The 14203-nt window shown below is 67.6% G+C and carries 11 protein-coding genes; 10 read left to right on the top strand and 1 reads right to left on the bottom strand.

The window, feature by feature from the left end:
- The first annotated feature begins 146 nt into the window (after positions 1-146).
- On the top strand, positions 147-2447 hold the full coding sequence (locus tag U5918_RS17160; protein WP_336003011.1) for a methyl-accepting chemotaxis protein: 2301 nt from the start codon (positions 147-149) through the stop codon (positions 2445-2447).
- 2 nt (positions 2448-2449) lie between these two features.
- Positions 2450-3181, top strand: a complete 732-nt coding sequence (locus tag U5918_RS17155) for a bacteriorhodopsin (RefSeq protein WP_336003008.1) — start codon at positions 2450-2452, stop codon at positions 3179-3181.
- Between the two features lie 12 nt (positions 3182-3193).
- Here U5918_RS17155 and U5918_RS17150 read toward each other — a convergent pair whose 3' ends face one another.
- Positions 3194-4162 (bottom strand): transcription initiation factor IIB, encoded by a 969-nt coding sequence (locus U5918_RS17150; protein WP_336003007.1) that lies wholly within the window; start codon positions 4160-4162, stop codon positions 3194-3196.
- 138 nt (positions 4163-4300) lie between these two features.
- On the opposite strand from U5918_RS17150, the gene U5918_RS17145 reads away from it, so the two are divergent.
- From U5918_RS17145 to U5918_RS17110, 8 genes are all read left to right on the top strand, one after another.
- Positions 4301-4954, top strand: coding sequence for a hypothetical protein (locus tag U5918_RS17145; protein WP_336003006.1), 654 nt, complete (start codon positions 4301-4303; stop codon positions 4952-4954).
- Positions 4955-5470: 516 nt separating this feature from the next.
- Positions 5471-6616, top strand: coding sequence for an ADP-forming succinate--CoA ligase subunit beta (gene sucC / locus U5918_RS17140; protein ID WP_336003005.1), 1146 nt, complete (start codon positions 5471-5473; stop codon positions 6614-6616).
- Positions 6613-7482 (top strand): succinate--CoA ligase subunit alpha, encoded by an 870-nt coding sequence (sucD, locus tag U5918_RS17135; RefSeq protein ID WP_336003004.1) that lies wholly within the window; start codon positions 6613-6615, stop codon positions 7480-7482. Before sucC ends, sucD begins: the two co-directional genes overlap by 4 nt.
- A 142-nt stretch (positions 7483-7624) precedes the next feature.
- Positions 7625-9793, top strand: coding sequence for a PAS domain S-box protein (locus tag U5918_RS17130; protein ID WP_336003002.1), 2169 nt, complete (start codon positions 7625-7627; stop codon positions 9791-9793).
- A gap of 256 nt (positions 9794-10049) precedes the next feature.
- A complete protein-coding gene (locus U5918_RS17125) occupies positions 10050-10286 on the top strand; it encodes an HVO_2901 family zinc finger protein (protein WP_336003000.1) in 237 nt (78 codons plus the stop codon).
- Positions 10287-10396: 110 nt separating this feature from the next.
- Positions 10397-11272, top strand: coding sequence for an ABC transporter ATP-binding protein (locus U5918_RS17120; protein ID WP_336002998.1), 876 nt, complete (start codon positions 10397-10399; stop codon positions 11270-11272).
- Positions 11269-13125: a PrsW family intramembrane metalloprotease gene (locus U5918_RS17115; protein ID WP_336002996.1), complete on the top strand. Its 1857-nt coding sequence runs from the start codon at positions 11269-11271 to the stop codon at positions 13123-13125. The genes U5918_RS17120 and U5918_RS17115 overlap by 4 nt, the downstream gene beginning before the upstream one ends.
- Positions 13112-14170, top strand: a complete 1059-nt coding sequence (locus U5918_RS17110; RefSeq protein ID WP_336002994.1) for an ABC transporter permease — start codon at positions 13112-13114, stop codon at positions 14168-14170. Before U5918_RS17115 ends, U5918_RS17110 begins: the two co-directional genes overlap by 14 nt.
- Positions 14171-14203: the final 33 nt, after the last annotated feature.

Below are 14203 nucleotides of genomic sequence, written 5' to 3'. Positions count from 1 at the left end.
GCATGCGATATGACTGTTGTGCCGATTACCGGCGGTGATGGTCGGGTCGGCGAACCGGGTGCTGCGGGTGACTCATCGGGCAGAAGGTTATCAGGTCTGAAAACTGCGGAGGAACCCTTACGGTGGTTTTCCCGATGACTAGAACGATGACAGCAGACAGGGATTCGCTCCTTCCCTCTTTCGTCAGCGATCGATACACGAGACGACTCGGGTTCGCGCTGGGGCTCGCGATTCTCGTGGTCGTCGTGTCGGGCGTCGCGATCAACGCCCAGGCCCAGGCGACGCTCGGAGACGACGTGCGGAATCAACTCGTGAACGACGCGGAGACGCGCGCCCAGCAACTCGACACCTGGACGCGCGCGGTCGAGAACGACGCACGGACGACCGCAGAACTGTCCGTCTACGCGTCGGGAAACGAGAGCGCGATCCGGGCGGACCTTCGCGACCGCGTCTCGGCTGACCACGTCCCCGAAGACGTGGTCGCGGTCCACTACCTGAACACGTCCAGCATGGTCTTCGAGGCGAGTTCGAGCGAGGCGTTCGAGGGCGTGAGTCCCGCCGAACAGGGCGCCCCCTTCGCGACCGATCCGCCCGCCTTCGAGGGACCGGACGACGTCTACATCTCGGAACCGTTCCGCGTCCCCGTCGCCGACCACCCGGTCCTCGCGGTCGTCACGCCCGTGCCGGACGCCGAGAACAGGGCACTGGTCTACATGATCGACCTGTCGAGTCGCACGGCGTCGCTGACAGGGAGCGACGGCTTGACGACCGTCGTCGTGAACAGCGACGGGCAGTACGTCGCCCACCCGAACGCCTCGATGATCCTCGAATCGCACCAGGGCGGCGAGGGCGAGGGTCAGTTCATGGAGACGGAGATGCACGGGGAAGAGATCGTCATGGGGATGGCCGGGATGTCGAGCCGTGACTGGACCGCGATGGTCCACAGTCCGACCGCACAGGCCTACGCGCTCGGTGACCAGATCAGCTCCGACCTGATCGGGCTGATCCTGCTCGCGGTGATCAACCTCGGACTGGTCGGCGTGACGATCGGCAGCGGGACGGCGATCTCCCTGCGCCGACTCGCAGGCCGCGCCGAGGCGATGGCCGCCGGCGACCTCGACGTGGACCTCGCGTCCACCCGGGACGACGAGATCGGCAGCCTCTACGACTCCATCGATCGGATGCGCCAGTCCCTCCGGACGAAGATCAGCGAGACCGAGCAGGCCCGCGAGGAGGCCGAGTCGGCAAAACGTGACGCGGAGTCGGCCCGGGAGACCGCAGAGCGCGAACGCGAAGAGGCCACCGCGCTGAACGAGAAACTCGAGCGGAAGGCCGAGGAGTACGGCGACGTGCTGGAGGCCGTCGCCGCCGGGGACCTCACCGCGCGGGCCGACGCCGACGTCGACAACGAGGCGATGGCCGACATCGGACGGGCCATCAACGAGGCGATCGCGGACCTGGAAGCCACGGTGGCCAACACGCAGGACTTCGCCGAGAACGTCCTCCGATCGAGCGAGGAGGTCGACGCGAGTGCGGCCGACGTCGAGGAGGCGAGTCAGCGGGTCCGGAACTCGATCCGGGAGATCTACGACGGCGCGAGCGAGCAGCACGACTCCCTGCAGGACGCCGCCGGGGAGATGGAGAACCTCTCCGCGACCGCCGAAGAGGTCGCCTCCTCGGCCCAGGAGGTCGCCGAGACCTCCCGGAAAGCGGCCGACGTGGGCGAAACCGGGCGCGAGGCCGCACAGGACGCCATCGCGGGGATGAACGAGATCGAGGAGGAGACCGACCGCACCGTCGAGGAGATCGACGCACTGGACGCCGAACTCGCGGAGATCGGCGAGATCGTCGGCGTCATCTCGAACATCGTCGAGCAGACGAACATGCTCGCGCTGAACGCCTCGATCGAGGCCGCCCGCGCGGGCGAGGCCGGCGAGGGCTTCGCGGTCGTCGCCGACGAGGTCAAACAGCTCGCCGAGGAGACGAAAGAGGCGGCCCAGGACATCGAAGGGCGGATCGAACGCGTCCAGGCCCAGGCGGGCGACACCGTCGAGACGATGGAACGGACCCAGGAGCGGATCTCCGACGGCGTCGAGACGGTCGGAGACGCGGTCGACGCGCTCGAGACCATCGTCGAGCACACGGAGGAACTCGACCGGGGGATCCAGGAGATCGACGACGCCACGGCCGAACAGGCCCGTGGCGCCCAGGAGGTGATGGAGACCATCGACCACCTGACGGCGATCAGCCAGCAGACCGCCACCGAGGCAGACACGGTCGCGGGGGCGGCCGACGAACAGACCGACTCGATCGACGCGGTCGCGGGCAACGCCGAGGCGCTGCAGTCCCGGGCCCGCGAACTGTCGAACCTCCTCGACCGATTCGAGACGGACGCGATCGACGCGGCCGCGGGGCCGTCTGAGTCCCCCGCGACGACTGACGACTGACCATGCAGAACATCACACTCTGGTTCCAGCTCGGAACCCTCGGCATGATCGGCGGAACGCTCGCGATGGGGTACGCGCTGTGGCGCGTCCCCGGCGAAACGGCCCGCGAGGACTGGCTCCTCGTGGGCGTCGGCGGTATCGCCACCGTCGCCTACGCGCTGTTGACGGTCGGCTTCGGGACGGTCTCCGGGAGCAACGGCCACACGGTGTACGTCGTCCGGTACGTGGACTGGCTGCTGACCACCCCGATGCACGTGGCCTTCCTGGCGATTATCGCCGGGGCGAGCGGCCGACGGCTCTGGGAACTGGTCGGCTTCCAGGCTGCGACCATCCTCTTCGGCCTGGCCGGTGCGATCGTCTCCGGGCCCGCGAAGTGGACGCTGTTCGCCGTCGGCGGGCTGACCTTCGGCCGCGTGCTCTGGCTGCTCTACGGCCCGGTTACCGACGCGGTCCGCGAGCGCGACGAGGGGACCGCCGGGATCCACCGGACGCTGCTGAACTTCGTCGCCGTCCTGTGGCTCGTCTATCCCGTCATCTGGATCCTCGCGCCGAGCGGGATCGGGGCGATGGACCTGGAGACGCAGGCGCTGGTCGTGACCTACATCGACGTGGTCGCGAAGGTCGGGTTCGGCCTGATCGCGCTCAACTGGCGCGCGGTCGACGCCGTCGTCGGCGGTGAGGCGACCGAGGCCGACGCGGAACCCGCGGCGGAGGACGTTTCGACGGCCGACTGAGAATCGGCGGCGTCAGCGGACGCCGATGGCTTCGATCTGTTCCTGGTAGCGATTCCGGATGGTGACCTCGGTGACCTGGGCGACGTCTGCGACCTCGCGCTGGGTCTTCTTCTCGTTGCAGAGCAACGAGGCGGCGTAGATGGCCGCGGCGGCGTAGCCCGTCGGAGACTTCCCCGAGAGCAGGCCCTTCTCCGCGGTCTCGTCGATGATCTCGTTGGCCTTGGACTGGACCTCCTCCGAGAGGTTCAGGTCCGAGGCGAAGCGCGGGACGTACTGCTTGGGGTCGACCGGCTCCATCTTCAGGCTGAGTTCCTGGGCGACGTAGCGGTAAGTCCGGCCGATCTCCTTCTGGTCGACGCGGGAGACGTCCGAGACTTCCTCGAGGGAGCGCGGGATGCCCTCCTGGCGGCAGGCGGCGTACAGACACGAGGTCGCGACGCCCTCGATCGAGCGGCCGCGGATGAGGTCCTCGTTGAGCGCGCGCCGATAGATCACCGAGGCGACCTCCCGGACCGAGCGCGGCACACCGAGGGCCGACGCCATCCGGTCGATCTCGGAGAGGGCGAACTGCAGGTTGCGTTCGCCGGCGTCTTTCGTCCGGATGCGCTCCTGCCACTTCCGGAGCCGGTGCATCTGGCTCCGCTTCTCCGAGGACAGGGACTGGCCGTAGGCGTCCTTGTCCTTCCAGTCGATCTGGGTCGTCAGCCCCTTGTCGTGCATCGTCTGTGTCGTCGGCGCGCCCACGCGGGACTTGCTCTGTCGCTCGCTGTGGTTGAACGCGCGCCACTCCGGCCCCCGGTCGATGTTCTCCTCCTCGATCACCAGGCCGCAGTCCTCGCAGACGATCTCACCCCCGTCTGCGCTGGACACCAGGTTTGCCGACTCACACTCCGGACAGCTCTGCATCTCCTCGTCCTCCCCGGTCTCCTTTTCAGTCGCTTGATCCTGCTCACGCTCCCGCTGGCGACTCGGACGAACCATCGTTCTTATATAGAACAAGCAGGAGCATATTTAACTCCTTCGCCTCGGTTGTGACAGTGTCGCACGACCCCCGTCAACGGCCGTCTGAGGGGTTCACGAAACACTTACGTCGGCGGACTTGAATTTGTGGGAACGAGAATGGACGACCGTCGGGTGCTCGGGCTGGGTCTCCTCGTCGTCGCAGCACTGTTGCTCGCGAACCCGTTGCTCGTCTTCCAGAACCCGGACGAGGTCAACGAGGTCCGGGTGCTCGAAGACTACGACGGGACACCCGCGGCGAACTACACGTACGCCGAGCTGTCGCCGCGGGCGCAGGAACTGCTCGACGAGGCTCGCGCCGCCGACTCGGGGCGGACGGTCTTCCACGGGAACGAGAACCGCCCAGAGGAGTTCGCGTTCGTCGACGAGGAACAGGCGGTCGGCATCGCGGGCAACGTCTACCGCATCGAGGACGGGAGCGAGCGCTACCACGTCCGGGCCTTCGAGCGGCCGAGCGTCGGGACGGAGACGAATCGCTCGCAGGGGCTGCTTGGGCTCGGGCTCGTCCTCGCGCTCATGGGGGTCGTCTACATCCGGTGGCCCCAGCCGATGACCGTCGGCGCGGTCAACGGCGCAGTCGGCGCCGTGGCGTTCGCGTTCAACGGCCTCTTTCGCTACACCGACCTGCTCGGGCCCCTGGGCTTCGTCGGTGGCTGGGTCACCCTCCTGCTCGCGGTCATCGCGGCCATCGTCAGTCTCGGGTACCTCCTCTACAGGGTGATGCGCGAAAAACAGATGGCGGGAGAGCTGTGACCGCGCTCACGACGGCGGCGTAGGCAGCCATTAACTAACCGTCTGGAGTCCATGTAGTCCGATGGGGATCAGACGTGCCAGCAACACGACCATCGAAAGCGACGGGTGGGACCGAGTCTGACGACCGCGTGTCGTATTTCACGTGCAGGTACTGCGGCGCGAGCGAACGCTCGACGGACGTCTCGTACGGGCCACTGGGCTATCCGCGCTGTCCGGATTGTTACACTCGCGACGGTCACTGAAAGCCTCGCCCGGCCTTGGAGTCGGCGGGCGAGAAGACGGGTGGGAAACGGGGTGGGGATGGTGGGTGTGGCACTGTTACGTGCCAACAGGTGTAGCGTCCGGTTAGTTCGTATTGAATCTTCGGTTCAAATTATCGCATTCGAAAGTGGACATTACGTCGAATAATACGGTTGAAACCGGACGGACGCGCTGCGTAGACCTGTCGATTCGACTGCAAACCGGGCACGGACCGGGTGGATTTAAGCGCGTCGCGGGCGCCCATTCGGATTGGTAATGAAGCTCCACGAGTACCAGGCGAAACGGGTCTTCGCGGACGCGGGCATCCCCACCCCGGACGCGAAGCTCGCCGAGACCGTCGACGAGGCGGTCGCGGCGGCCGACGACATCGGCTACCCGGTCGCGATCAAGGCGCAGGTACAGGTCGGCGGGCGCGGCAAAGCCGGCGGGATCGAACTGGTCGACGACGCCGCGGAGGCCCGCGAGGCGGCCGAGAACATCCTCGGCATGGACCTCAAGGGCTACCACGTCGACCGCGTGCTGGTCGAGGAGGCCGTCGACTTCACGAACGAACTGTACGTCGGCGTGACGATGGACCGCGGGGAGGGCGAGCCCGTCGCCATGGTCTCGACCCGGGGCGGCGTCAACATCGAAGAGGTCGCCGCCGAGGACCCCGACGCCATCGCGCGGGAACACGTCGATCCCGCGTTCGGCATGCACCCCTACCAGGCCCGGAAGGCCGTCTACGACGCCGGCGTCGACCGCGAGGTCGCCAACGACGTGGCCGGCGTGCTCTCGACGCTTTACGACCTCTGGGAGGACAAGGACGGCGCCGACGCCGAGATCAACCCCCTCATGGTCACGGCCGACGACGAGGTCATCGCCGCCGACGCGGTCATGAACATCGACGGCGACGCCCTCTTCCGCCAGCCCGAACTCGCCGAGATGCAGGAGGACGCCGCCGAGGACGACCTCGAGGCCAAGGCCAACGACTACGGCTTCGACTACGTCCGCCTCGACGGGAACGTCGGCATCATCGGCAACGGCGCCGGACTGGTGATGACGACGCTGGACCTGGTCGACCACTACGGCGGCGAACCCGCCAACTTCCTCGACATCGGCGGCGGCGCGAAGGCCGAGCGCGTCACGAACGCCCTGGACATGGTCTTCTCAGACGAGAACGTCGACGCCGTCGTCTTCAACATCTTCGGCGGGATCACCCGCGGCGACGAGGTCGCCCAGGGGATCAACGAGGCCCTGGAGGCCTTCGACGAGATTCCCAAGCGGGTCGTCGTCCGACTCGCCGGGACCAACGCCGAGGAGGGCATGGAGATTCTGAACACGGATCTGGTGACCGTCGAGAAGACGCTGGAGGACGCCGTCCAGCGCGCGGTCCAGTACGCGGAGGAGGATTCAGCATGAGCGTTCTAGTAGACGAAGACACCCGCGTCGTGGTGCAGGGCATCACGGGCGGAGAAGGGAAGTTCCACACCGAACAGATGCTCGACTACGGGACGAACGTCGTCGCCGGCGCGGTCCCCGGCAAGGGCGGCCAGGAGGTCGCCGGCGTCCCCGTCTACGACACGGTCGACAAGGCGGCCCGCGAGGAGGACGCCAACGCGGCCGTCGTCTTCGTCCCGCCCGCGTTCGCGGGCGACGCCTGCTTCGAGGCGCTCGACGCCCCGGTCGATCTCGTGGTGACGATCACCGAGGGCATCCCGACACAGGACATGAGCAAGGTCTACCGCAAACTGCAGGAGACCGACACGCACCTCGTCGGCCCGAACTGCCCCGGCGTCATCACCCCCGGCGTCGCCAAACTCGGCATCCTGCCGGGCAACATCTTCTCGGAGGGCAACGTCGGGTTCGTCTCCCGGTCGGGGACGCTCACCTACCAGGTCGTCGACAGCCTGACCGAACGAGGGATCGGCCAGACCACCGCCATCGGCATCGGCGGCGACCCGATCATCGGGACGGACTTCATCGACGCCCTCGAACTGTTCGAGAACGATCCCGACACCCACGCCGTCGTCATGTGCGGCGAGATCGGCGGCGAGGACGAGGAGGAGGCGGCCCAGTACATCGCCGCCAACATGGACACGCCCGTCGTCGGCTTCATCGCCGGCCGGACGGCCCCGCCGGGCAAGCGGATGGGCCACGCCGGTGCCATCGTCTCCGGGAGCGGGACCGGGACCGCGCAATCGAAGATCGACGCGCTGGAGAACGCCGGCACCCCCGTCGGCGACACCCCCGAGGAAGTCGCCGACCACGTCGAAGACATCCTCTGAGGCCAGCCGGCCCAATCTCGTCCGCGATTTTGCTGCGATTTCGACGGTCGATTCGTCGGCGCGACCGCCGCTCGATTCTGGCCGGAAGGTTTCGATAGTTTTACGTTAAAGATTAAAGTATTCGTGTAGCAATCCGAACGCCATGAACGCCGCCTCTGAGGGGTCGCGTTCGGTCCTCGGCGTCGGGACCGATCCGCGGCTGCTGGACCGATCGACGGCGCAGTGCTCCCGGCACGGAGCGGTGTCCGTGGAGACCGTCACCAGCGCCGCGGAGGCCGTGTCGCGGCTGCCGGACGTGGACTGTCTGGTCACGGCCTACGAGCTCCCGGAGTCCGACGGCGTCACGCTGATCCAGCGGATCCGGGACGAGTATCCGGAGTTCCCGGTCATCATGGTGACCGACCAGTCCGACGACCGGGTGGCGAGCGCGGCCATCGGGGCGGGCGTGACCGACTACGTCAGGCGGGACGCGGACGAGGCCGTCGAGAACCTCGGCGCGGCGATCGAGGCCGGCATCGACGCCTGGGACACCGAGCAGGAACTTCGGGAGCGCGAGGCGCGCTACCGGATCCTGGTCGAGCGCAGCCACGACGGCATCTACATCTACCAGGACTCGCGGTTCCTGTTCGTCAACGACCGGATCACCGAGATCACGGGGTACGAAGCCGACGAACTGTACGAGATGGAGATCTGGGAGCTCGTCCACCCCGACGACCGCGAACGGGTGAAGGCCTTCGGGGCGCGCCGCCGCCGCGGCGAGAACGCGCCGAACACCTACGAGGCCAAGATCGTCACGGCCGACGGCGAGACCAGACACCTGGAGTTCAGCGTCCAGTCGACGACCTACGACGGCGAGTGGGCGGTCCTCGGCTCGGTCAGGGACGTGACCGAACGCCGCCGCCAGGAACGGGAACTCGCCGAGACCAAGGAGTTCATCGAGACGATCCTCGACACGCTGGAGGACGTCATCTTCGTGTTCTCGCTCGAGGGCGAGTTGCTCCGGTGGAACGATCAGCTCTGTGCGGTGACGGGGTATACCGACGCCGAACTCGCGGAGATGGAGGTCCGGGACCTGATCCCGACGGAGTACTACGACGACGCCGTGGGCCAGGTCCGAACCGCCGTCGAGACGGGCAGCAGCGTGATCGAGTCCGAGGTCATCACCGAGGACGGCGACCGGCTCCCCTTCGAGTTCCGGGGCGCGCCACTGACCGGCGAAGACGGCGACACCGTCGCCATCGCCGGCGTCGCCCGCGACATCAGCGACCGGCTGGCCCGCGAGGAGGAACTCGTCCAGTACCAGACGATCGTCGAGGCGGTCGGCGACGCCGTCTACACGCTCGACGAGGAGGGACGGATCACGTTCGTCAACGACGCCCTGCTGTCGGTGACGGGCTACGACGAGTCGGAGTTGCTCGGCGAGCACGTCAGCAAGGTGATGCGCGAGCAGGACGTCGAGACCGCCACCGCGCTCATCGCGGAGTTGCTGGAGAGCGGAGACCGGACGCGGGCCACCTTCGAGATGGAGGCGCTGACCGAAGACGGCGAGCACATCCCCTGCGAGGACAACATGGCGCTCCTGTGTTCAGACGGTGAGTTCCGCGGCACCGCGGGCGTGGTGCGGGACATCTCCCAGCGGAAGGCCCGCGAACAGCAGTTGCGCCGGCAGAACGAGCGCCTCGATCGGTTCGCGGGCGTCGTCTCCCACGACCTTCGCAATCCCCTGAACGTCATCCTCGGTCGAGTCGAGGTCGCCCGCGAGCGCGACGACGAGGCCGATCTCGACGCCATCGAGCGATCGGCGCTCAGGATGGAGCGGCTGATCGACGACCTGCTGACGCTGGCCCGGGACGGACAGACCGCCGGCGAGCAGGAGCCTCTCGACCTGGCGGCGGCGGTCCGGCGCGCCTGGAAGAACGTGGAGACCTACGACGCGACCCTGCAGGTCGAAGCGGGCCTCGGGTCGCTGCTGGCCGACCGTGATCGGCTGGCCTCGCTCCTCGAGAACCTCGTCCGCAACGCCGTCGACCACGGTGGCCGCGAGGTCACCCTGACCGTCGGCCCGATCGACGGAGCGGAGGACGGCGATGGCTCCGGGTTCTACGTCGAGGACGACGGCGACGGCATCCCGCCGGAGGACCGCGATCGGGTGTTCGATTCGGGGTACTCGACCGCCAGCGACGGGACCGGCCTCGGACTGGTCATCGTCCGGGACATCGCCGACGCCCACGGCTGGTCGCTCCGGGCCACCGAGGGCTCGCTCGGCGGCGCCCGGTTCGAGGTCCGGGACGTCGACCGGCCCGGGCAGTGAGCGCCGACTCGACTCGCCGTCGACCGCACCTGTCAGCGGGTGAATGTGAAACGGCCACAACCCCCGTGGGAAAGCACTGCATAATTGCTCGTAGTGAGTGGTTGCGGGGTCCTGAAGTCGGCCGAACGGGGCGGGCTCTCCGGACTGGCACCGGCGTCCCTGCGCCCGCTGTGGGGTTTATGCTGTCGATAGCGTCAAACCCGGGGGCGTGAACGTTCCGGTGCAGATATAAGGTTCGATTTGAATTGTGTCTAGTATGGCTCACACCTGCAGGAACTGCAAGCGGACCTTCGCCACGGAACTCGAACTCGACCTCCACCTCGACACGTGTTCCGAGGGCCAGTTGTTCTGTGACAACTGCGGCGAGCGCTTCACGGAGCGCTCGGCCACGACGGACGGGTGGCACTATCGCTGCCCGACCGACGACTGCGACGGCGAAGGCATCGGCGAGGACATTCATCAGGTAGCGAGCGCACGCGTCGCGAAACAGTAACGGCCCGTTCTCCGGATCTGCGTTCGTCGCATCATTCCTGCAGTCCGTTTTCCCGCGTCTGATAATCGGGACCCAACGTATACGGTGTGGGCTTCGTTACACGAACGCGAATGATCGAGGTCCGGGACCTCCGGAAGGAGTACGGCGGGTTTACCGCCGTCGAAGGGAGCACGTTCGACGTGGACGCCGGCGAGGTGTTCGGCATCATCGGCCCAAACGGGGCGGGCAAGACCACGACGCTGAAGATGCTCGCCGGCCTGCTCGAACCGACCGCCGGCGACGTCTCCGTCGCCGGCCTGGACGCCGGCACCACGGAAATGCGTCGCCGACTGGGCTTTCTCCCCGAGGAATCGCCGCTGTACGAGGAGATGACGCCCCTCTCCTACCTGCACTTCTTCGCCGACCTCTACGACGTCCCGAAGGGCGTGGCCGACCGGCGCATCCACGACACGCTGGACGAACTCGACCTGGAACACAGGGATAGGCAGCTCGGCGACATGTCCAAGGGCATGAAGCGGAAGGTCGCCATCGCTCGCTCGCTGATCAACGACCCCGACGTGCTGGTCTACGACGAACCCGCGAGCGGACTGGATCCCCTCACCACGAACTACGTCATCGACTTCACCAGCGACCTGGCCGCCGAGGGCAAGACCATCGTCTTCAGCGCCCACAACCTCTACCACGTCGAGAGCATCTGCGACCGGGTCGCCATCATGAACGAGGGGCGGGTCGTCGCCCAGGGGCCCCTCGAGGAGCTACAGGCCGAACACGGCGAGACCGAGTACCACGTCTTCACGACCGTCGAAGTCCCCGGTAGCGTCCGGGAGAACGGCCGCCACCGGACGATCGTCGAGTCGATGGACGCCGTCGAGCGCACGCGGACGGCCGCGCAGGACGCCGACGGGAGCGTGGTCGACATCCGGACCGAGGAGTCCAGCCTCGAAGAGGTGTTCCTGGACCTGGCCGAGTCGGAGGCCGAGACGTGAATCCGCGGAAACTGCTGCGGATCGCTCGCTGGGAAGTGACCAAGAACGCCGGGGGCGTCGACCGGCGGACCGTCATCGTCGGCGCGCTCGCGCTGCTGGCGATGGGACTGGCCGCGCCCTACGCCGCGACCTCGGGCGTCGCCGTCGACAGCGGCATCTACCGGGTCGGCGTCACGGAAGACAGTCCCTACCGCGCCGTCGTCGCTGACGATCCGACCTTCGCGGTCCGCGACCCAGAGGCCGAACTGGGCGAGGAGATCGATCTCCGGATCGACGGGCTCGTGATCCAGCGCGCGGCGACGGCCAAGGGCGGTGCCGCCCAGACGGAACTGCGTTCGACCGTCCGGGAGTACAACAACCGACTGATGGCGAACGAGGAGAACCAGACCGCCGCGTTCCCCGTCCTCGTCTCGCTGGGCTACGCCGAGCGCACGCAGGTCCGGGAAATCGTCGGCGAGGCGCAGGGCCCCGACGCCGGGGACGACGGGACCGACGGGCAGACCACAGACAGCGGCAGCGACGACGGCGGCACCAGCGACGGGAACGGGACGGCCGGGAGCGGCGACGGCTCGGCCGGGACCGGCGGCGACCTGGACGGCGCGGCCGGCGGTACCGGCGGTGTCGGTGGTATCACCGGGCAGTTCACCGGCGGCAACGCCTCGGGCACGCCATCGGACATCTCGCCGCCGTTCCCGTTCGAGTCGCTCGTGCTCGCCTTCCTGTTCGTCCTGCCGCTGAACTTCATCATCCAGGCCTACGGGAGCACGATCCTCTCGGAGCGACTCAACCGCCGGGGCGAGTTGCTCCTCGTCGCGCCCGTCTCCCGGTTCGACATCATCGGCGGGAAGACCCTCCCGTACCTCGGGGCGGCGGTCGGCATCGCAGCGGTGATCGCCGCCGCGCTGGAGCTGCCCGCCGTCGATCCGGTCTCGGTCGGCGTCTCCGTGCTCGCCGTCCTGCCCATCGCCGTCTTGTTCCTCTCGGCGACCTTCCTCGGCGCGATGTTCGCTCGCTCGTTCAAGGAGCTCACCTTCGTGACGGTGACGGTGACGGTGTCGCTGACGACCTACGCGTTCGTCCCGGCCATCTTCACCGACGTGGGGGCCATCGCGCTGATCTCGCCGCTCACGATCGTCGTCCGCAACCTGCAGGGCCAGGCCATCGGCCTGAGCGAGGTCGCGTTCTCGACGCTCCCGCCCCTGTTGACCGCTGTCGTCTTCTTCGCCCTCGGCGCTGGCATCTACCGCGAGGAGGATATGTTCACCCAGCGGTCGATCCCGCTGAAGGCACTCGACGCGCTGGCGGCGAGAGTACATGGAAAGTGGTCGGTCGCGGTGACGACGGCCGTGTTGATCCCGTTCGTCCTGGTGGCCGAACTCCTGGGCGTCGCGGTGTTGTACATGCTGACCCAGGTCTTCCCGATCGAGATCTCGATCTCGATGGTGCTCGCCGTCGTCGTCGTGATCGAGGAGATCGCGAAGAGCCTGCACGTCTACGCGGGCTACGCCCACCGGCGCTTCGGAGAGGGGCTATGGCCCGCGGTCGTGATCGGGGCCTTCAGCGGCCTCGGCTTCTTCGTCGCCGAGAAGTTCATGCTGATCGTCCAGCTCGTCGGGTTGCCCGAGCAGGTCCCCGCCAGTCAGGCGGTGTTCGCGACGGGGACGGGCGTCCCGTCGGTGCCGATCGTGCTCGGCCTGCTGCTGGCACCGCTCGCGCTCCACGCGGTCACGGGCGCCATCTCGGCGATCGGCGCGAGCCGGACGAAGCGCGCCTATATCGCCGCCCTCGCGGTGGCGATGACGGTTCACTTCGCCTACAACTACACGGTGGTGAGTATCAGTGGCCTCGTCTGATCCGCGCGTCGCCATCGCGCGACGGGATCTGGCGTCGCTCTCCCGCGAGAAAACAATCGTCCTCGCCCTGCTGATCCAGCTGTTCGTCGCCGCGTTCTCCTCCTTCCTGGTCGTCGGCCTCACCTCGCTGTACGACCCGGGCGCGACCGCGTCGGGCGACGTCGACGTCGGCGTCACGGGCGAGGCCAACGAGAGCCTGCTCAGAGCCGTCCACGAGAGCGAGGGCGCGGAGGCGACGCTCTACGCCACCAACGCGACCGCGTTCGAGGCGTTCCAGCGAGGCCAGGTAGACGCAGTGATGGTAGCGACGAGAGGGGCGGACAGTCGCATCGCCGTCAGCGCGACGGCCCCCGACGGCTCGATCCAGACGACGCTGATCGTCGTCCAGATCCGGGAGACGCTCCGGACGCTCGAACGCCAGCAGCGGAACCTCCGGGTCCAGTTCCTCTCCAACCCGCCGGTCCCCCTGCCAGAGGACGCCTCGGCCAGCCCCTACTTCGGGTTCACCTACACGATCCTGTTACCCCTGCTGCTCTTCCTGCCGCCGTTCATCAGCGGCTCGGTCGCGGTGGACGCGATCACGGAGGAGATAGAGCGCGGCACGCTCGACCTGTTGCGGGTCGCGCCGGTCGACCTCGTGGACATCGTGGACGGGAAGGCCGCGGCGATGGCCGCGCTCGCGCCCGTGCAGGCGCTCCTGTGGATCGTGCTGCTGTCCTTCAACGGGATCTCGGTCGCGAACGTCCCGTGGCTCCTCGTCACCGTCGGCGCGATGGCGGCCATCGTCGTCGTGATCGGCGTGACGCTCGGCCTCGTGATGGGCGAGCGCAAGAGCGCGCAGTTGCTCTACTCCATCGGCGTGCTCGCCCTGTTCGCCTCTGCGGTGTTCCTGCCCGAACACCCCGCGACGACGGTGGCGAAACTCGCCGTCGACAGCGCGACCACGACCACCTACGCGCTGGTCGGCGTCTACGCCGCGATGGCCGTCGGGCTGTACTGGCTGGCGCGGTGGTACACCCGGCGGCTGGACGTGGAGAGTCTCTGACCGAGGGCGCCGCATCGAGGTAACTTTTTGGAG

Source organism: Halorientalis sp. LT38 (assembly GCF_037031225.1).
In the GTDB taxonomy this organism is placed as follows: Archaea; Halobacteriota; Halobacteria; order Halobacteriales; family Haloarculaceae; genus Halorientalis; species Halorientalis halophila.
This window is presented reverse-complemented; position numbering and strand designations above follow the sequence as displayed.

Excerpts from the sequence above, each read along its gene's own strand:
- U5918_RS17145 (WP_336003006.1), top strand. The coding sequence starts at position 4,301 with ATGGACGACCGTCGGGTGCTCGGGCTGGGTCTCCTCGTCGTCGCAGCA.
- U5918_RS17125 (WP_336003000.1), top strand. The coding sequence starts at position 10,050 with ATGGCTCACACCTGCAGGAACTGCAAGCGGACCTTCGCCACGGAACTC.
- sucC (WP_336003005.1), top strand. The coding sequence starts at position 5,471 with ATGAAGCTCCACGAGTACCAGGCGAAACGGGTCTTCGCGGACGCGGGC.
- U5918_RS17155 (WP_336003008.1), top strand. The coding sequence starts at position 2,450 with ATGCAGAACATCACACTCTGGTTCCAGCTCGGAACCCTCGGCATGATC.
- sucD (WP_336003004.1), top strand. The coding sequence starts at position 6,613 with ATGAGCGTTCTAGTAGACGAAGACACCCGCGTCGTGGTGCAGGGCATC.
- U5918_RS17130 (WP_336003002.1), top strand. The coding sequence starts at position 7,625 with ATGAACGCCGCCTCTGAGGGGTCGCGTTCGGTCCTCGGCGTCGGGACC.
- U5918_RS17160 (WP_336003011.1), top strand. The coding sequence starts at position 147 with ATGACAGCAGACAGGGATTCGCTCCTTCCCTCTTTCGTCAGCGATCGA.
- U5918_RS17150 (WP_336003007.1), bottom strand. The coding sequence starts at position 4,162 with ATGGTTCGTCCGAGTCGCCAGCGGGAGCGTGAGCAGGATCAAGCGACT.
- U5918_RS17120 (WP_336002998.1), top strand. The coding sequence starts at position 10,397 with ATGATCGAGGTCCGGGACCTCCGGAAGGAGTACGGCGGGTTTACCGCC.